Genomic DNA, 17,264 nt, shown 5'->3' on the forward strand with positions numbered 1-17,264 from the left:
CGCCTGCCCCCGCCCGGGCCTCCCCAACCCCCGACCGGCCGCGGAACCGGTGCGCTCGGCGAGGTCAGGGCGTCGCACCGGCGCCCAGGTGCCGTTCCAGCCAGCCCGCGGCGGCGCGGCGGTAGGTGCGGCGGTTGTCCGCGCGCAGGAACTCGTGGCCCTCGTTGCGCAGCAGCAGCAGTTCGGCCGCTAGGCCCCGTTCCCGGGCCGCCCGGACGAACTGCTCGGATTCGATCAGCGGGACGTTGGTGTCGTGCTCCCCGTGGACCGCGAGGACGGGGGCCCGCAGCTGGTGGACGAGGCTCATCGGGGAGAGGTCCCGCAGCAGGTCCCGGTCGTGTTCGGGGTGGCCGTACTTGGCGGCCGCGGACCGGGCGATCCACGGTTCCGTGCCGGCGAAGAACGTGGCGAAGTCCGACATCCCGCAGACGGCGACGCCGGTGCGGAACAGCTCGGGGTGGCGGACCAGCGCGGCCATGGTGAGGTACCCGCCGTACGAGCGGCCCATGACGCCCAGCCGCATCGGGTCGGCCCAGCCGAGCGAGACGACGTGTGCGGCGCAGTCGGCGACGTCGTCCATGGCCGCGAACCGGCCGGCGCCGAGGTCCGCGTCCACGAAGGAGCGTCCCCAGCCGGACGAACCGCGGACGTCGGGGGCGAAGACGTCCAGGCCGCGGCCGAGCAGCTCGTGGTAGAGCGGGTTGAACACCGGGCGTTCCTGTTCCTCCGGCCCGCCGTGCAGGTGGATCACGCACGGTCCGGGCCGGCCCGGGTCGCGCTCCGGGGACCGGTGGTACCAGCCTCCCAGCATCAGTCCGTCACGGGCCCGGCAGCGCAGTGGTACGGGGCGTACGGGGGGCCGGCCGGGCGGGGCCGCGTCCTCGTCGCGCGCCGACCAGGGGGTGCGCAGGGGGGTGGCGCCGCCGTCCAGTTCCCAGATGCCCGGGCGCCGCACGGAGCCCGACAGGGCCGCGAACACGGCGCCGCGGCCGGCGGCTGCCAGCCGGGTCACCACCTCGTGGGGCAGGTCCGGGCGCAGCAGGTGCGGGTCGATGTCGCCCTGCCCGTCGGGGGCGTCCGGGACGGGCAGGACGACGCCCTCCAACTCGCCGGCGCCGTGGACGTTCCACACGAGCAGGGCCCACCGTCCGTGGTCGGGGACGGCCAGCAGGTCGAGGGCGGACTCCTCGCGCGCCGCCGCGACGAATACGTCCCGGCCCGCGCCGTCCTCGTCGACCCGGACCTTCAGCAGGGCGGCGTGCTCCCGTTCCGCGTCGCTGCGCAGCCACAGGGTGCGGGCGTCGGGCGAGAAGCGGCCGATCCAGGGGTCCCCGTCGGCGACGCGCAGGGCGAAGGTGGTGCGGCCGGACGTCGTGTCGAGGACGAGGGCCTCGCGGTGGCCGCGCGGGCCGCGCCGCAGCAGCGCGAACCGGCCGTCGGCGCTCAGGTCGCAGACGCGCAGCGAGGCGGCTCCGGCCTCGGCGAACAGCAGGGCCGGGGCGTTCGTACCGTCCGGGTCGATGAGGTAGGCGGCCAGGGCGCCGCCGTCGGACGACCGGGCGAGGGTGACGGCGAGGGCGGAGCCGTCGCGGCTCCAGCACCCGAGGTGCGCGGAGCCGCCGGTCTCCGCGCCGGCGAGGACGCGGCGGCCGGTGCCGTCGGGGCGCACCACAAGGACCCGGGTGTGTTCACCGCCCCCGGGGGCGGTGGTGTACGCGATCCACCGTCCGTCGGGGGACCACGCGACCTCGGTCACCGGGTCGGGGCCGGCGTCGAGGACGTGCGCCTCGGCGCTGCGGGCGGGCCCGCTCCACAGCTGCGGCACCCCGGCGCGGTCGCAGATGAACGCGACGTGGTCGCCGGTGGGGTCGGCCGACGGGTACCAGCAGCCGTGCGCGGTGAGCAGCGTCGGCGGGTCGCCGTGGTGGTCGTCCGGTACCTGTACGGGCGCGGGCGCCGGTACGAGGACCGCCGGCGCGGTAGCCGCCGGCGGTTCCCGTACGGGGGTCTGCACCACGGGCACCACGGGCACCACGGGTTCCTCAGGCGCCACGGGTTCCCCGGGCCCGTCCGGCACGCCCGGGTCGGTGGTGGGTCGTGTGCGCTCCAAGGGCATGGTCGCCTTTCCGTCAGGGGTTCCGCGCGCCCGCGACGGCCGTCGCGGGCGCGCGGTCAGTGGATGCCGTGTGCCTGGAGCCAGAGCTCCAGGGTGGCGACCTGCCACAGCGTGTTGGCTCCGCGCTTGGCGCGGTGCCGGTCGGGTTCCGCCAGCAGCCGCGCCACGTACCGCTGGTCGAAGACCCCGCGCCGGCGCGCCTCCGGCGCGGTCAGGGCGTCCCGTACCCGGGCCAGCACCGGCTCGGCCATGTGCCGTACCCCGGGCACCGGGAAGTAGCCCTTGGGGCGGTCCACGACCTCCGGGGGCAGGATCTTGCGGCCGATGTCCTTGAGGACGGCCTTGCCGCCCTGCGCCAGTTTGAGTTCGGGCGGGCACGCGGCGGCGAGTTCGACGAGCTCGTGGTCCAGGAACGGCACCCGGGCCTCCAGGCCCCAGGCCATCGTCATGTTGTCGACCCGCTTGACCGGGTCGTCGGGCATGAGCGCGTGGACGTCCATCCGCAGGGCCGCGTCGAGGGCGGTCTCGGCGCCCGGGGCGGCCATGTGGGCGCGGACGAAGTCCGTGGAGGCGTCGCGGGCCGCGCCGGTGCCCGGGTCCAACATGGCGGCGAGGTCGTCGTGCGTCCGGTCGAAGTAGGCGTCGGCGTACGCGGCGGGCGCGTCCTCGCGGGCCGCCGCGGCGATCGGCGGGTACCAGTGGTAGCCGGCGAAGACCTCGTCCGCCCCCTGGCCGCAGAGCACCACCTTGACGTCCTTGGCGACCTGCTCGGACAGCATGTGGAACGCCACCGCGTCATGACTGACCATGGGTTCGCTCATCGCGGCGATGGCGCCCTCCAGCGCGGCGGGGAGCCGGTCGGAGGGGATCATGAACTGGCTGTGGTCGGTCGAGAAGGTGCGGGCGACCAGGTCCGAATAGTGGAACTCGTCGCCCTCCTCGCCGTTCTCGGATTCGAAGCCCATCGCGAAGGTCGGCACCTTCTCGTGGCCCTCCTCGGCGAGCAGGGCCACGATCAGGCTGGAGTCCAGGCCACCCGACAGCAGCACGCCCACCGGGACGTCCGCGACGGTGCGCCGGCGTACCGCCGTGCGCAGCGCGTCGTGCACGGCTTCCCGCCAGAGCGCGGGGTCCGCGCCGAGCGCGGAGTGCCGGGTGTAGGAGGGCTGCCAGTAGCAGTGGTCCCGGTGGGTGCCGTCCGGCTCGATGACGCGGACGGTGGCCGGCGGGATCTTGCGTACGCCGGCCAGTACGGTGCGCGGGGCCGGCACCGTGCCGTGCCAGCTCAGGTACTGGTGCAGCGCCGCCGGGTCGAGGGAGGTGTCGACTCCCCCGCCGGCCAGCAGCGCCGGCAGGGTGGAGGCGAACCGCAGCCGGGCGGCGTCCTGGGTGACGTACAGGGGCTTGATGCCGAGGCGGTCCCGGCCCAGGACGACGCGGCCCGTGTGGTGCTCGACGAGCGCGAAGGCGAACATGCCGATGAGGTGGTCGACGCACTCACGACCCCATTCGGCGTAGGCCTTGATGAAGACCTCGGTGTCGGACTCGGAGAAGAACCGGTGCCCCACGCCTTCGAGCCGGCGGCGCACCTCGCGGTGGTTGTAGACGCAGCCGTTGAACACGACGGTGAGACCCAGCCGGGCATCGGTCATGGGCTGGGCGCCGCGCTCCGAAAGGTCGATGATCTTCAGCCGTCGGTGACCCAGGGCGACCGCCCCCTGCGACCAGGCCCCGCGGCCGTCGGGTCCCCTCGGCTCCAGCATGTCGGTCATGCGTTCGACGGCGGCGAGATCGGGGCGGCCTCCGTCAAAGCGCACCTCACCGCTCAGGCCGCACACGGAGTGCCCCCCGACCGGTGGGCGTGCGGCAGCGGACAACCTTCGACGGCCCTCGCATCGGAGGGCCCCACCACGTCCATCATGTTCTTCGCTCCCGTGCCCTTCGATCCGGGCCGTGTGCGGCCCGGCCGAACGGGCGATCGACTCCTCGGACGCCTGCCCGCCCACTCGCGCCTTAAGCCCCGGGCCTGCTCAGCCGGGGCGCGGACCCGATCGGCGCGCGGCGCGCCTACAGTGGTGAGTCCCTGTCGGCCGCCGCCGACGCGAGTCCTCGGGACGCGACGTCGCCGGCGCGAGGATCACGGAGTGCGGTCATGTTCGACCCTGCGGCCTCTGGCGTCCCCCGGCCACCGGACGGGACCGGCCGGGACCGCGCGTCGCGGGCCCCCGAGGACGACGCGGACGCGCTCTTCGGCTTGGAGGAGCTGCGGTCCGGGCCCGGGGACACCCCCGCCGACCGGGCCGCGCGGGAGCCGTCGTACCGCGACTCCCCCGCCGCCCGCCGGTTGCTGTCCGTACGGGAGATCCACGCGGAACCCGCCGCCGCGGCGTCGCCCCGCGGCCGGGCGATCCTGGCCCGCTTCCCCGACGCCCGGGTCATCGACGTGGACTCGCACTGGCAGATCCCCGAACTCCACGGCAACGAGGGCAACCTCGAACGCTGGGTCCGGGTCAAGAGCGAGGTCCTGGTCCTGGGCGAGAAGAAGACCCTCGCCACACGCCCGAACGGCAGATCGGCCGACTGGATCGCCCCGGGGCCGTCGAACGGCTGCGCGATGGCCTGCGCCTACTGCTACGTGCCGCGCCGCAAGGGCTACGCCAACCCGATCACCGTCTTCACCAACATCGAGCGGATCATCGCCCACCTGGACCGGCACATCACGCGCCAAGGGCCCAAGCGGGAGCCGAACCAGTGCGACCCGAGCGCCTGGGTCTACGACATCGGCGAGAACGGCGACTGCTCGGTGGACGCCCTCATCAGCGACAACGTCGCGGACCTGGTGCGCGCCTTCGCCCGCCGGCCCACCGCCAAGGCCTCCTTCGCCACCAAGTTCGTCAACCCCGACCTGCTGCTCCTCGACCCGCGCGGCCGCACCCGGGTGCGGTTCTCCGTGATGCCGCCGCGGGACTCCCGGCTGCTCGACATCCGCACCAGCCCCGTCGAACAGCGGATCGCGGCCGCCGGCGATTTCCTGGAGGCCGGGTACGAGGTCCACTTCAACCTCTCGCCCGTCGTCGTCCGGCCGGGCTGGGAGGCGGACTGGAGCCTGCTCCTGCGACACATGGACGACGTCCTGCCGCGGGCGGTCAAGGAGCAGGCCGCGGCCGAGGTGATCATGCTGACGCACAACAAGGACCTGCACGAACTGAACCTCGGCTGGCACCCGCGCGCGGAGGACGCCCTGTGGCGCCCCGAGCTGCAACAGCCCAAGCGTTCCGAGAACGGCAGCTGGAACGTCCGCTACCGCAACGACACCAAGGCCGAGGCCGTCGACACCGTCCGCCGTCTGGTGGCCGCGCACGCCCCGTGGCTGCGGATCCGCTACGCCTTCTGACGCCGGCCGCCGCCCGGGCCCGGCATCCCGGTCCGGTTGCCGCGCCTCAGCCGTCGAGCTCCGCCAGCCCGTCCCGCCACCGCGCGGCGCGCTCCGCCGCGCTCTGGTCCCACCACGGGGTGCCGCGTTCTCCGAGGGCCACCTTCGCGATCCGCACCCGGTCCCGGGCCGCTCGCTCCGCCCCGGGGTCGTCGGCCCGCAGCGCGACGCCGACCGCTCGGCGGGCCGCCATCAGGTGCACCCGCAGCCGGGCACCGGCGTCCTCGGGCACGGCCGGATCGGTGGCTCGCCAGTGGCGGCCCCCGACGATGATGTAGCGCCCGTCGGGGGTCAGCGGCGGCGGTGGCTTGCGGGTCACCGGGAGCGACTGCCCCCGGCGCCCGGGATCAACCCTCCCGGACCGGCGTACGGCTCAGTCCCCTCCCCCGTACGGGTGTCCCCGCCGCGCCTTACGGAGAGGCGGCCGCGAAGAGCCCGCCGGGCCGGTCCCCTCGCCGTTCCCAGCGCCGACCAGTGGCCGACGTCTCCGGCCGGCGTGCGGCGACCGGAGCCGGGCAGGCGCCCCACGACGGCCGCGAAGGCGGCCCCCGCGACGCCGAGGAGGACCACATGGCCGGACACGATGACGAACTGCACCGGGGCGACGAGGTCACCTGGAAGAGCCACGGCCGGCGCGTGGCGGGGGAGGTCAAGCGTCGGATCACCCGGCGCACGCGATCCTCCGGCCGGACGGTCGCCGCCTCGGCCGAGGAGCCCCAGTACGAGGTGGAGAGCGAGAAGACGGGTCGCACCGCCGTCCACAAGCCCGGCGCACTGCGACGCGAGGGCGACGCCTGACCACTGCCGGCGCGCCCCCGCCGGCGCCGGGCCGCAGGGTAGGCCATCGCGGCCGCCCCGTACATGGCCCCGCGTCCCGCGCGCATACGAACGCCACGGGCGGGCACACGGTGCACACAAGGTGTGATTGGCGTAGAGAAGGAGTGCCCGTGCTGCCCAGCAAGGTGACCGACAGTGGCGTGCTGATCATCCGTCTGCGAGCGGACCTCGACATCGGCGGCCGCGCCACGGCCGCATGGGACATCGACGACCTCCTCGCCGCTCACCGCGCGGCGCCCGTCGTCCTGGAACTGTCCGGTGAGGCGATCAGCCCCGCGGCCGTGAGCACCGTCGTACGGGCGCACCGCACCTGCCTGGGCTTCGGTGTGCCGCTGGCCGTGGTCACCCCGGGTGTCGAGGCGCGCCGCACCCTGGAGGCCGGCGTCGGTGTACCCGCCCCGGACGTCCACGCCACCACGGCGCAGGCCGTCGCCGCCGTGGAAGCCCGCTGCGCCGCGGTCGCCGTCGCCGCCTAGCACCCGTGCGGTGATCGCGCGCCGGCGCCGACCCGGCCGGAGCCGCCGCCTGAACAGGGAGCACGACCATGCGGCTGCGTACGAGTCGCCCCGACCGACCCGGCTACGGACGGGTGCGCCACGGACGCGGCTTCCGCTACCTGGACACGGCCGGTGCCCCTCTGCGGGACCCGGACGAGACGACCCGGCTTCAGGGGCTGGCGATCCCGCCCGCCTGGGCCGACGTGTGGATCTGCCCGTGGCCGACGGGTCACATCCAGGCCATGGGGACCGACGCCGCGGGCCGGCGCCAGTACCTCTACCACGAAGGTTTCCGGGAACGGCAGGAGACCGCCAAGCACGCGCACGTCCTGGAGGTCGCGACGCGGCTGCCGCGGCTGAGGAAGCAGATCGCCGCCGACCTCGCCGCGAGCGGGCTCGGCCGGGACCGGGTGTTGGCCTGCACCGGCCGCCTGCTGGACCTCGGCTTCTTCCGGGTCGGCGGCACGACGTACCGCAGGGACCACGAGGCCTACGGGCTGACGACGCTGCTGCACGAGCACGCCACCTGCCGTCGGGGAGAGGTCGCGTTCAGCTACCCGGGCAAGTCCGGCCAGGACCAGGTACGGGCGCTCGTGGACCCGGCCGCCTACGAGGTCGTCAGGGCCCTGCTGCGCCGGCGCGCCATCGAGTCCCAGCTGTTCGTGTACCGCCAGGGTCGGGTGTGGCACGACGTCCGGGCGGGCGACGTCAACGACTACCTGCGCGCCCGGTCCGGCGCGGACATCACCGCGAAGGACTTCCGGACCTGGCACGCGACCGTCCTGGCGGCGGTGGCCCTGGGTGTCTCCAGCAACGTGGCATCGGGCTCCCCCACCCAGCGCAGGCGGGCGATGACCCGAGCGGTCCGCGAGGTGAGCGGCTACCTGGGGAACACCCCGGCGGTGTGCCGTGCCTCCTACATCAACCCGCGGCTCTTCGAGCTGTACGAGAACGGCGTCACGATCGGACCGGCCCTGGACCGGATCGGAACCGGCGTCCTGTACGGCCATCCCGCCACGCACGGCGAGGTGGAGGCGGCCGTCCTAAGGTTGCTGGGGTGACGCGCCGCCACCCGGGAGCCGCGCGGGCGGCCGGGCTTCGCGGGCCCGGCCGACCGGCCGGGCTAGTGTGGGAACGTCCGTCACCCGTGAGCGGCAGATGGGGCTGGTGACCGTGTCGACATCGAGCCACGACATCTCGGGGGCGCCCTGCTGGGTCAGCCTGCTGGTCCGGGACCTCGGCTCCGCGCAGCAGTTCTACGGCGCCGTGCTCGGCTGGGAGTTCCGGCCCGCACCCTTCGGTGACGGCTTCAGCGTGGCGTTCCGCGACGGTGCGCCCGTGGCGAGCATCGGCGCCGTGACGGACGTGTTCAACGTGCCGGCCGCGTGGACTCCGTACTTCGCCGTCCAGGACGCCGACGTGGCCGCCTCCCGGATCCGCGAGCGGGGCGCCACCATGGCCGTCGGTCCCCTGGCCTTCGGTACCGGGCGGGCCGGGCTGGCCGCGGACCCCGCGGGAGCCGTCTTCGGGCTCTGGGAGGGCGACGTGCTCCCCGACTGGTCGGTGGGCCGCGGCAGCGCCCCGGCCTGGCTCGAACTGCGCACGCGGGACGCGTTCGCCGCCGCGATCTTCTACGGCGAAGTGCTCGAATGGGCCGGCGAGCGGCCCGGCTGCTGCACGGTGTCCTACGAGCACGACCACGTCGTCCTGCGCCACGGTCGGGACACCATCGCCCGCATCCGCGGCGGGGCGCTCGAAGCGGCGCCGGATCCCGCGGTCCGTGCCCGCTGGCACGTCCACTTCCGGGTGAACGACCTGGAGGCGGCGGTGGAGGCCGCCGGACGGCTGGGCGGCAGGGCCGGCTCCCCGGTCGAGACCTCCCCCGCGAGCCGGCGCGTCGTCCTCATCGACCCCGACGGGGCACCGTTCACCCTGGTCGCCCCCGGCAAGACGGCCCGGACCGCGCGGGTCTGACCGGACAGCGCGGAAATGACCGGACGGCGGATCTGACCGGCCCGCGCGGACCTGACCGGACCTGATCACGGCCGTACCGGTGGACGGGCAGGCACGCCGGCCGCCAATCCCGTCCGCCCGATCGGCCTCAGCGGTGGGCGGCGATGGTCCGGTCGATCCAGCCCTTGTACGCGGACACCGACGTCCAGATGCCGGGACCGCTCCCGCAGTGCGGGTCGACGGCGTAGTCGCCGTCGCCGGAGGTCACGCCGACCAGCTCCCAGCGGCCGCCCACCCGCTGGACCTGCGGGCCGCCCGAATCCCCGGAGCAGGCCATCGCGCCCCGCACCTTGCTGCTGGTGCAGAGCTCGCCCTTGCCGTTGATGTCCATGCAGTCCGACGTCGCGGTACGCCGCGTGTCCAGTTCCTGGAGCCGGTCGGGGAACACCCACCGACTCGGTTCGGGGTCGTCGACCACCGTGCCGAATCCGATCACCCGGGTGTCCGCGCCCACCTCGGGCGCGCTGCCCGCGATCCGGATCGGCCGCTCCCGGACGGGACGGTCCAGTTTCAGCAGGGCGATGTCGTCGTTCGAGCGCCTGTCACCGGCGGCGTCGAACCCCGGGTGGACGATCTTGGCGACGATCTTGCGTACGGTGCCGCCCGCCTTGCGGTGGTCACTACCGACCCGCACCGTCCCGCTGGGGTGCGCCGGCATCACCTCCTGCGCGCAGTGCCCGGCCGTCACCACCCACTGGGGGGCGATCAGGGCCCCGCCGCACATGGCGTCCATGGACCCCTCGCCGTCCCCGGGGGTCATCGGGATGGCCACCATGAACGGGTACGGCTCGGAGGAGTCCGTTCCGCGCACGATGGCCTGCGCTCCGGTCCCCGTGGCCGCCGTGTACAGCACCGCGACCGCTCCGACGGCCACCGCCCGGGTCAGCAGCCGACGTCCCGGTCGGGGCCGGGCGGCTCGCTGTCGGTGCTGAGCGGGCAGTGGGGCGGAACCAGCCATGACGGGCACTTTCGAACGGGGCAGGTGGATGATCGGATTGAGTGCTTCCGGTCCCGTTCCCTGTTCCCCGTCCACGGCGCGCTACACCTCCGGACGGCAGGTCACGGCCGCCAGTACGTACCCGCTGCCCGTACGCGACACGGCATCCCGGCCGCGCCGCGGTTTCACCGTCGTCGACGGCAACTACGTCTGCGCCCGCCGGCCCGGCGACTGCCACCGTCCGGCGGCGGACTACCTGGCCCTGGTGCGGGCCCACGCGTCGGGAGCGGCGCAACCGTCCGCGTGAGTCCGGTCCGCGCCCGGCCGCCGGCGGGTCGGCGTCCGCGACCGACCGGCCCGGCCGCACGGCCGGGCCGGTCCCGCACGTTCGGCCGAGTCGGATCCGGGCACATGGTCGTATCCCGTGTTTACCTTCCTTCATGGAGATATCCGCAGGACGTCCGTACCCCCTCGGCGCGACCCACGACGGCTCGGGAACGAACTTCGCCCTCTTCTCCGACTGTGCCCACACGGTGGAGCTCTGCCTGATCGGCGAGGACGGCGGCGAGCGTCGGATCGCGCTGCCGGAGGTGGACGGCGGTGTGTGGCACGGCCGGGTGGCGGATGTGGGTCCCGGGCAGCGGTACGGCTACCGCGTCCACGGGCCGTGGAACCCCGACGAGGGCCTGCGGTGCAACCCGGCCAAGCTGCTGCTCGACCCGTACGCGCGGGCGGTCGACGGTCAGATCGACGGCGACCCCTCGCTGAGCGGACACAGCACCGAGGACCCGGGCCGGCCCGACGACCGCGACAGCCTGGGCCACGTCCCGCTGGGCGTCGTCACGGGCGGGGAGTTCGACTGGGAGGGGGACCGCCCACCGGGCCACGCGTTCCACGACTCGGTCATCTACGAAGCCCACGTGAAGGGGCTGACCCGCCGCCATCCGGAGGTTCCCGAGGAGCTGCGGGGCACGTACTCCGGGGTCGCGCACCCGGCCGTCATCGCACACCTGCGGGCGCTCGGCGTCACCGCGCTCGAACTCATGCCGGTGCACCAGTTCACCCAGGACGGCTTCCTCATCGACCGGGGCCTGTCCAACTACTGGGGGTACAACACCATCGGCTTCTTCGCCCCCCACCACGCCTACGCGGCCGGCGGCAGCCTCGGGGGCCAGGTCTCCGAGTTCAAGTCCATGGTGAGGGAACTGCACCGGGCGGGCATCGAAGTCATCCTCGACGTGGTCTACAACCACACCGCCGAGGGCAACGAGCAAGGGCCCACGCTGTCCTTCCGAGGCATCGACAACCCGTCCTACTACCGTCTCGTCGACGACAGCCCCGGCCACTACTTCGACACCACCGGCACCGGCAACAGCCTCCTGATGCGGCACCCCGCCGTCCTCCAGCTGATCATGGACTCGCTGCGGTACTGGGTCACCGAGATGCACGTGGACGGCTTCCGCTTCGACCTCGCGGCCACCCTGGCCCGTCAGTTCCACGACGTCGACAAGCTGTCCGCCTTCTTCGACATAGTCCACCAGGACCCGGTCATCAGCCGGGTCAAACTCATCGCCGAGCCCTGGGACATCGGCGAGGGCGGCTACCAGGTCGGCAACTTCCCCGCTCTGTGGAGCGAGTGGAACGGGCGCTACCGCGACGCCGTACGGTCCTTCTGGCGGGGGGACGAAGCGGCCCTGCCGGAGTTCGCCGCCCGCATCGCCGGCTCGGCCGACCTCTACCAGTCCGACCGCAGGCGCCCCCGCGCCGGCATCAACTTCATCACCGCACACGACGGTTTCACCCTGCGCGACCTGGTCTCCTACAACGACCGCCACAACGAGGCGAACGGCGAGGAGGGCCGCGACGGCGACGCGGACAACCGGTCCTGGAACTGCGGGGTCGAGGGCCCCAGTGACGACGAGGAGATCCGCCGCCTGCGGGCGCGGCAGCAGCGCAACATGATGGCGACCCTGTGCCTCTCCCTGGGCGTGCCCATGATCGCCCACGGCGACGAACTGGGTCGCACGCAGGACGGCAACAACAACGTCTACTGCCAGGACAACGAACTCGCCTGGATGGACTGGGACCTCGACGAGGAGCACGCCGAGCTGCTCGCCTTCACCCGCCGGGCCCTGGACCTGCGCCGGGCGCAGCCCGTCCTGCGCCGACGGCGCTTCCCGCAGGGCGCGCCGACGGACGCGGCCGCACCGGAGGCCGACATCGTCTGGCTCCACCCGGACGGCATGAGCATGACGCAGGAGGACTGGGACCGCTCCGATGCCCGCAGCGTCGGCGTCTACCTCTGCGGGGACCGCCTCACTGCGGACGGCAGCGACGGAGCCGGCGCGCCGCCGGACTCGCTGCTGCTGATGTTCAACGCCTCGGCCGAGGACATGTCCTTCCGTCTTCCTCCCGCCGCCTACGGCGAAACCTGGACGGTGGCCCTCGACACCGCCCTCGACGGTGACGACGCCCAGGACGAGATGGAGATCAAGGCGACGGCGACGACCGTCCTCGGCGCCCGCAGCATGCGCGTCCTGCGCCGCCCGGGCAGAAGGCCCTGAGCGGGGGACACCTCCGCGGACGGGACCGCTACGCGTACGGGCCGTCGTCCGGGTCGCCGGGCTCGATCGACTCGTCCGGCCGTACGTCGACCACGTGCATCGCGGCCTCTTCCGCACCGGCCGCGCCGCCGTCGATGCCGTGGTCCTCGGCGACGAGTTCCTTCGTCGTGTTCGGGTGCGCGCCCTGGTCCGGAGCGGTCAGCCGGCCCGCGCGCACCGTGCCGACCTCGGCGTCCCACAGTTCTCCGTCGCCTCCGGGCAGGTCACCGAGCCCGTCGCCCGGGTCCGGCGCGTTCTCGGCCACCTCCTGGGCCAGGCGCTGGTCCAGGGACTCCCCCTCGTGCTGCTCGGCAGCGGTCGTTCCGTACTTGGTCACGCCCAGCGGTTTCTCCGGCGGTGACCAGCCCTCGTCCAGCCTGTCGTCGTACGTCCGCTCCCCCACCGCGTTCTGCAGGTCCAGCGGCGCCGCGTCCTCCTGGTCCTCGTTCCCGCCGGTCGGCTGGTACACGTCGTCCGCCATCTGTTGCTCGTCACTCATGGCGCTCACCCGTCCCGTTCGGTCCGGCCGTCGCGCCCTGGGCCCGCCTCGTCGTCGTCCTTGTCGTTCCCGGCGTCCCCCGTCCCGGGAACGATCGCGTCCTGAGCCTCCTCGCGGGCCGCACGGTCGCCGCTCTCACCGGGCGCCTCGGAGGGCGGGGTCGGCTTGCGCTCCTGCTTCTTCTCACTCATGGGGCGTTCCTCTCGTCCGGGCATACGTACCGTTCAGCACACTCGGCGGCCGGTCCGGCCGGGCCTGCGCACCGACCGACCTCCGAGACAGGGCGCCTACCCCACATCGTCCCCCGCAAGCGGGTACGGGCCCGTGACACCCGGCCTTCGCCCCGGCCGCCCCGGTGACGCTCCGCACGCGCATGTCGCCCCTCCGTGCTCGCGGGTCTGCGGTTCGGACGCGGGCGGAGCGGTGGACCGCCGGTGGGGGAAATGCCCCCGGTCGCCGCGGCCCGGTCGCGCGGACCGCGCTTCACCAGGACCGGCGCGATGGTGCCGCCTCGGCCTCCTGGGGACGACCGAGCCCTGCGGCGACCCAGCCGGGCACATCCTCATGGGTGTCGACCGGTTTCGGTCGGTGTCGATCGGCGACGACTCCTTCCCGCTGATCGTCAGCCTGATGACGGTCGCAGATGTGCGAGAGCGAACCCCCCTACTCTCTCGCCCCCAGTGCCGGTCGCTCAGATTCCGGTTCAACACATGGTGACGCTCCGTCAATGTCGCCTTTCATTGCGGATGTTCGCATGAACACCCGTCCGGCCCCGCGTGCACATGACGGTCGATTCCAGGCCATGGTCAACCCTTGACGGTGTGTGGGTGTTGTGCGAATCTCTCGACAGGTCTGGACCAATTGTCTTCATCGGGCGGGAGCCCGAGTCACCGACCACCTCGGCGAAACCGAGAGGTTCGGCGGCCCCGACCGCTCACGGCCGTCGGCCGGTCCTCGGGGGTGGGCCGGACGCCACACGACGGCCGGAACCCACACTCAACTCTGATGCTGCAGAACGCCGTTGACGTCCAGAACCTCGATGCGCGGCGGCCCGCACCCCATGCCGCGCCCGCACGTTCACCGTGCTGCTCCTCCGCTCCGCTCCGACGTCCTAAGTGAGCCGCCGATGTCCGAAGTCATCCCACCCCCCGACAGCGCCCCGGCCTCACCGGCCCAGCAGGGCATCTGGCTCACCGATCGGCTGGGACTGGCCCGCGAGGCCTTCCACATGCCGGTGCGGATCTCCTTCGACCGGATCGACACCGCGGCGCTGGCCCGCGCGGTGGCCGCCGTGACCGCGCGCCATCCCGCCCTGACAGCCCGACTGGTGGAGCGTGACGGCCGGGTCCGGCAGGAACCCGCGGCTCGGCGGCCCGAACTTGAGCAGCTCGAAGCACCCGCGGACGAGGCCGACCTGGAGAAGCGCCTGGAGGAAGAGGCGGCTCGTCCGTTCGACCTGGAGACCGGCCCGCTGAGTCGCTTCACCCTGCTCCGGCGCGCCGACGGGAGCGCCGAACTGCTGGTCACCGCCCACCACTCGGTCTTCGACGGCAACTCCAAGGACGTCCTGACCCGGGACCTCGCAGCCGCGTACAACTCACTCCCCCTGCCCACGGCAGCGGCACCGGCCGCGCCGACCGCGGATCCGGACACCGTGAGGAAGGCCGCCGAGTGGTACGGGCCGCGTTGGGCCGCCGCCACCGAACCGGTCCTGCCCGGCGCGCCCCGCACACCGACCGCAGAGGGGACCGGTGAGGCCGTCGAGTGGCGCCTCGAAGGCTCCGGGATCGCGGAGTTGGCCGCCGCTGCCGCCCTGACCGGGACCACCGTCTTCGAGTTCCTGCTCACGGCCCTGCACGGACTGCTGCGCCGCTACGGCGGCGAAGCCGTGCCGGTGTCCGTCCCGCTCTCCACCCGGACGCCGGAACTCGTCCACGAGATAGGCATGTTCGTCAACGAGCTGCCCGTCCACGCCCCCGCGGTCGATGCGGCACACACCTTCGCCGGGTTCGCGGCCGCCGTCCGGGCCGAGCTGCGGGCCGGCTACCCGTACCGCGACGTCCCCTTCGGCGCCGCCGTGGCCGGCCTGGGCCCCCGCGTCGGGCTCGCCCCGGTCTCGCTCGGCTACCGCCGGCGCGGCCCGGACCCGGACTTCGCCGACACCGGTGCCCGGGTGGCCTGGGCGGTGCACAACCGTACCGCCCGCAACACCCTTCACCTCCAGATCGTCGAAGCCCCCGCCACTCCGGGCGCCCCGGGCGGCGGCCTCGACTTCAGCCTGCAGTTCGACCCGGCCGTGCTCCCCCCGGACACCGCCCGCCGGATCGCCGGCCACTACCGGACCCTGCTCGCCGGCGCGGTCGCCGCACCCGACACCCGACTGCTGGACCTGCCGCTGCTGGACGCCGCCGAACTCCGGGCCGTCACCACCGCGCCGAACGCCACCGACCGGCCCTACCCGGCCGACCGGACCGTGCTCGACCTGTTCCGTACCCAGGCGGCCGCCACCCCCGGGGCCATCGCCGTCAGCGCCACCGGCCGCCATCTGCGCTACCGGGAACTGCTCTGCCGTATCGAGCAGTTGGCCGAAGCCCTGCGCGCCGGCGGTGTCCGGCCCGGCGACCTGGTCGCCCTCCACCTGGACCGCACCGCCGACCTGCCCGCCGCGCTGCTCGCCGTCCTCGCCACCGGCGCGGCGTACCTGCCCCTGGACCCCGGCTATCCGGCCGAGCGTCTCGCGCTCGTCCTGCGCGACTCCGGAGCCGTTCTGGTGTTCGCCGACCGCGAGCCCGCACCCGTGGTGGCCGCCGCCGCCCCCGCGGTCCTGCGGCTCCCGGCCCCCTCGGCGGTCCACCCCTCCCCGGCCGGGGACACTCCCGACGGCGCGCCCGGGCCGGACGACGTGGCGTACGTCCTCTACACCTCCGGCTCCACGGGCCGCCCCAAGGGCGTGGCCGTCGGCCACCGGGCGCTGGTCAACCTGCTCACCTCCTTCGCCGGCCTGTTCGGCTCCGGCCCCCGGCACGCCTGGCTCGGCCTGACCTCGCTCTCGTTCGACATCTCCGCGCTGGAGTTCTACCTGCCGCTGATCACGGGCGGCCGCCTGGTGCTGGCCCCCGACGGCCTCGCCCACGACGGCCCCGGCCTGCTCGCGCTGGTCGCCGCCGAGGGCGTCACCCACGTCCAGGCCACCCCGTCCGGATGGCGGGTGATGCTCACGGCCGCGACCGGCGCCGACGCGCTCACCGGTGTCACCGGCCTGGCCGGCGGCGAGTCGCTGCCGCTGCCGCTCGCCCGCGAACTGCGCCGGCGCACCGCCCGCCTGTTCAACGTGTACGGCCCCACCGAGACCACCATCTGGTCCACCTGCGCCGAGATTCCGGCTGAGCCCCGTCAGGTCGGGATCGGCCGCCCGATCGCCAACACCCGGACCTACGTCGTCGACGAGCAGCTGCGCCCCACCCCGCTGGGCATCCCCGGAGAGCTGCTGATCGGCGGGGACGGCGTCGCCCACGGTTATCTCGGCCGACCAGAACTCACCGCCGAACGCTTCGTGCCGGACCCGTTCGGGGCAGCGGACGGCAAGCTCTACCGCACCGGGGACCGCGTCGTGCGGATGTCCGACGGCGCACTCGAATTCCTCGGCCGCATCGACGACCAGGTCAAGGTCCGCGGCCATCGGATCGAACTCGGCGAGATCGAATCCGTCCTGCTGGACCACCCCGACCTGGCCCAGGCCGCCGTCGCCGTCCACACCGATGAGGACGGCGAGCCCTTCCTGGCCGGCTACCTGGTCCCGGTCGCCGGCGCCCGGCCGCCCGCACCCGCCGACCTGCGCGATCACCTGCTGCGCATCCTGCCGGCCGCCATGGCCCCGCAGCGGTGGCTCACCATGGAGCGGCTTCCCCTCACCCCCAACGGCAAGTTGGACCGGCGGGCCCTGCCGGCGCCGCCGCGCGAATCTTCGACGCGGCGGGCCACCGACGCGGACGCCGGCTCGAACGCCGATGCCGACGCCGCCGCCGGCGACTCCGGCGACTCCGGCGACGGGACGACCGCGACCATCCGCCGGATCTGGGCCGAGGTGCTGAACCTGCCCGAGGTCGGCCCCGAGGACGACCTGTTCGACCTCGGCGGGCACTCGCTCACGGTGATCCGGATCGCCGCCCGGATCCGCGACGCGTTCGGCGTGGAACTGGACTTCGACGTCTTCTTCGACGTCCCGACGCCGGCCGGCATCGGCGCCGCCGTCCGCGAGCGCCTGTAGGCCCGGTGCCCGGTACGCCGGGCGCGGGCCCCTCCTCCGCGCCCGGCCCCGCCGCGTCCGCA

Annotated in this window: 14 protein-coding genes; 8 read left to right on the plus strand and 6 right to left on the minus strand. The window is 73.9% G+C overall.

Translation table 11 applies throughout. The features are described from left to right. Positions 1–64: 64 nt before the first annotated feature. Together ACZ4XJ_RS03715 and ACZ4XJ_RS03720 are read right to left on the minus strand one after the other, a co-directional pair. A complete protein-coding gene (locus tag ACZ4XJ_RS03715; protein WP_468495174.1) occupies positions 65–2,116 on the minus strand; it encodes a S9 family peptidase in 2,052 nt (683 codons plus the stop codon). Positions 2,117–2,172: 56 nt separating this feature from the next. Beyond that, entirely contained in the window at positions 2,173–3,954 is a 1,782-nt protein-coding gene (locus ACZ4XJ_RS03720) for an N-acetylglutaminylglutamine amidotransferase (RefSeq protein ID WP_468495175.1), read from the minus strand. A gap of 314 nt (positions 3,955–4,268) precedes the next feature. Here ACZ4XJ_RS03720 and ACZ4XJ_RS03725 point away from each other — a divergent pair, with 314 nt between their 5' ends. After that, entirely contained in the window at positions 4,269–5,510 is a 1,242-nt protein-coding gene (locus ACZ4XJ_RS03725; RefSeq protein ID WP_468495176.1) for a spore photoproduct lyase family protein, read from the plus strand. A gap of 46 nt (positions 5,511–5,556) precedes the next feature. Here the strand turns inward: ACZ4XJ_RS03725 and ACZ4XJ_RS03730 are convergent, their stop codons facing one another. Then, positions 5,557–5,868, minus strand: a complete 312-nt coding sequence (locus tag ACZ4XJ_RS03730; protein WP_468495177.1) for a hypothetical protein — start codon at positions 5,866–5,868, stop codon at positions 5,557–5,559. A gap of 251 nt (positions 5,869–6,119) precedes the next feature. Between ACZ4XJ_RS03730 and ACZ4XJ_RS03735 the strand changes: the two genes are divergently transcribed. The 4 genes from ACZ4XJ_RS03735 to ACZ4XJ_RS03750 all read left to right on the plus strand — a co-directional run bounded on the left by ACZ4XJ_RS03735 (position 6,120) and on the right by ACZ4XJ_RS03750 (position 8,857). Further along, positions 6,120–6,347 (plus strand): hypervirulence associated TUDOR domain-containing protein, encoded by a 228-nt coding sequence (locus ACZ4XJ_RS03735; RefSeq protein WP_468495178.1) that lies wholly within the window; start codon positions 6,120–6,122, stop codon positions 6,345–6,347. Positions 6,348–6,496: 149 nt separating this feature from the next. After that, the gene (locus tag ACZ4XJ_RS03740; RefSeq protein ID WP_362877129.1) at positions 6,497–6,862 is read left to right on the plus strand and encodes an STAS domain-containing protein; all 366 of its coding nucleotides are present in this window, start codon (positions 6,497–6,499) and stop codon (positions 6,860–6,862) included. Between the two features lie 68 nt (positions 6,863–6,930). After that, on the plus strand, positions 6,931–7,944 hold the full coding sequence (locus tag ACZ4XJ_RS03745; RefSeq protein ID WP_468495179.1) for a DNA topoisomerase IB: 1,014 nt from the start codon (positions 6,931–6,933) through the stop codon (positions 7,942–7,944). Positions 7,945–8,056: 112 nt separating this feature from the next. Then, positions 8,057–8,857, plus strand: coding sequence for a VOC family protein (locus tag ACZ4XJ_RS03750; protein ID WP_468495180.1), 801 nt, complete (start codon positions 8,057–8,059; stop codon positions 8,855–8,857). Between the two features lie 127 nt (positions 8,858–8,984). Here the strand turns inward: ACZ4XJ_RS03750 and ACZ4XJ_RS03755 are convergent, their stop codons facing one another. Beyond that, entirely contained in the window at positions 8,985–9,854 is an 870-nt protein-coding gene (locus tag ACZ4XJ_RS03755) for a S1 family peptidase (protein WP_468495181.1), read from the minus strand. Between ACZ4XJ_RS03755 and ACZ4XJ_RS03760 the strand changes: the two genes are divergently transcribed. Together ACZ4XJ_RS03760 and glgX are read left to right on the plus strand one after the other, a co-directional pair. Continuing rightward, positions 9,853–10,140, plus strand: a complete 288-nt coding sequence (locus tag ACZ4XJ_RS03760; RefSeq protein ID WP_468495182.1) for a hypothetical protein — start codon at positions 9,853–9,855, stop codon at positions 10,138–10,140. The two genes, ACZ4XJ_RS03755 and ACZ4XJ_RS03760, sit on opposite strands and share 2 nt — an antisense overlap. A gap of 133 nt (positions 10,141–10,273) precedes the next feature. After that, complete coding sequence (gene glgX / locus ACZ4XJ_RS03765; protein WP_468495183.1) at positions 10,274–12,397, plus strand: glycogen debranching protein GlgX; 2,124 nt, start codon at positions 10,274–10,276, stop codon at positions 12,395–12,397. Between the two features lie 28 nt (positions 12,398–12,425). On the opposite strand, the gene ACZ4XJ_RS03770 is transcribed toward glgX, so the two are convergent. Together ACZ4XJ_RS03770 and ACZ4XJ_RS03775 are read right to left on the minus strand one after the other, a co-directional pair. Next, positions 12,426–12,935 (minus strand): DUF5709 domain-containing protein, encoded by a 510-nt coding sequence (locus tag ACZ4XJ_RS03770; protein ID WP_362877124.1) that lies wholly within the window; start codon positions 12,933–12,935, stop codon positions 12,426–12,428. Positions 12,936–12,940: 5 nt separating this feature from the next. Next, positions 12,941–13,126 (minus strand): hypothetical protein, encoded by a 186-nt coding sequence (locus ACZ4XJ_RS03775; RefSeq protein ID WP_362877123.1) that lies wholly within the window; start codon positions 13,124–13,126, stop codon positions 12,941–12,943. Between the two features lie 935 nt (positions 13,127–14,061). Here ACZ4XJ_RS03775 and ACZ4XJ_RS03780 point away from each other — a divergent pair. Then, positions 14,062–17,202, plus strand: a complete 3,141-nt coding sequence (locus ACZ4XJ_RS03780) for a non-ribosomal peptide synthetase (RefSeq protein WP_468495184.1) — start codon at positions 14,062–14,064, stop codon at positions 17,200–17,202. Positions 17,203–17,264: the final 62 nt, after the last annotated feature.

This window comes from Streptomyces sp. NPDC029836, from assembly GCF_055574495.1.

Excerpts from the sequence above, each read along its gene's own strand:
- ACZ4XJ_RS03770 (WP_362877124.1), bottom strand. The coding sequence starts at position 12,935 with ATGAGTGACGAGCAACAGATGGCGGACGACGTGTACCAGCCGACCGGC.
- ACZ4XJ_RS03735 (WP_468495178.1), top strand. The coding sequence starts at position 6,120 with ATGGCCGGACACGATGACGAACTGCACCGGGGCGACGAGGTCACCTGG.
- ACZ4XJ_RS03780 (WP_468495184.1), top strand. The coding sequence starts at position 14,062 with ATGTCCGAAGTCATCCCACCCCCCGACAGCGCCCCGGCCTCACCGGCC.
- ACZ4XJ_RS03745 (WP_468495179.1), top strand. The coding sequence starts at position 6,931 with ATGCGGCTGCGTACGAGTCGCCCCGACCGACCCGGCTACGGACGGGTG.
- ACZ4XJ_RS03775 (WP_362877123.1), bottom strand. The coding sequence starts at position 13,126 with ATGAGTGAGAAGAAGCAGGAGCGCAAGCCGACCCCGCCCTCCGAGGCG.
- ACZ4XJ_RS03715 (WP_468495174.1), bottom strand. The coding sequence starts at position 2,116 with ATGCCCTTGGAGCGCACACGACCCACCACCGACCCGGGCGTGCCGGAC.
- ACZ4XJ_RS03755 (WP_468495181.1), bottom strand. The coding sequence starts at position 9,854 with ATGGCTGGTTCCGCCCCACTGCCCGCTCAGCACCGACAGCGAGCCGCC.
- ACZ4XJ_RS03760 (WP_468495182.1), top strand. The coding sequence starts at position 9,853 with ATGACGGGCACTTTCGAACGGGGCAGGTGGATGATCGGATTGAGTGCT.
- glgX (WP_468495183.1), top strand. The coding sequence starts at position 10,274 with ATGGAGATATCCGCAGGACGTCCGTACCCCCTCGGCGCGACCCACGAC.
- ACZ4XJ_RS03725 (WP_468495176.1), top strand. The coding sequence starts at position 4,269 with ATGTTCGACCCTGCGGCCTCTGGCGTCCCCCGGCCACCGGACGGGACC.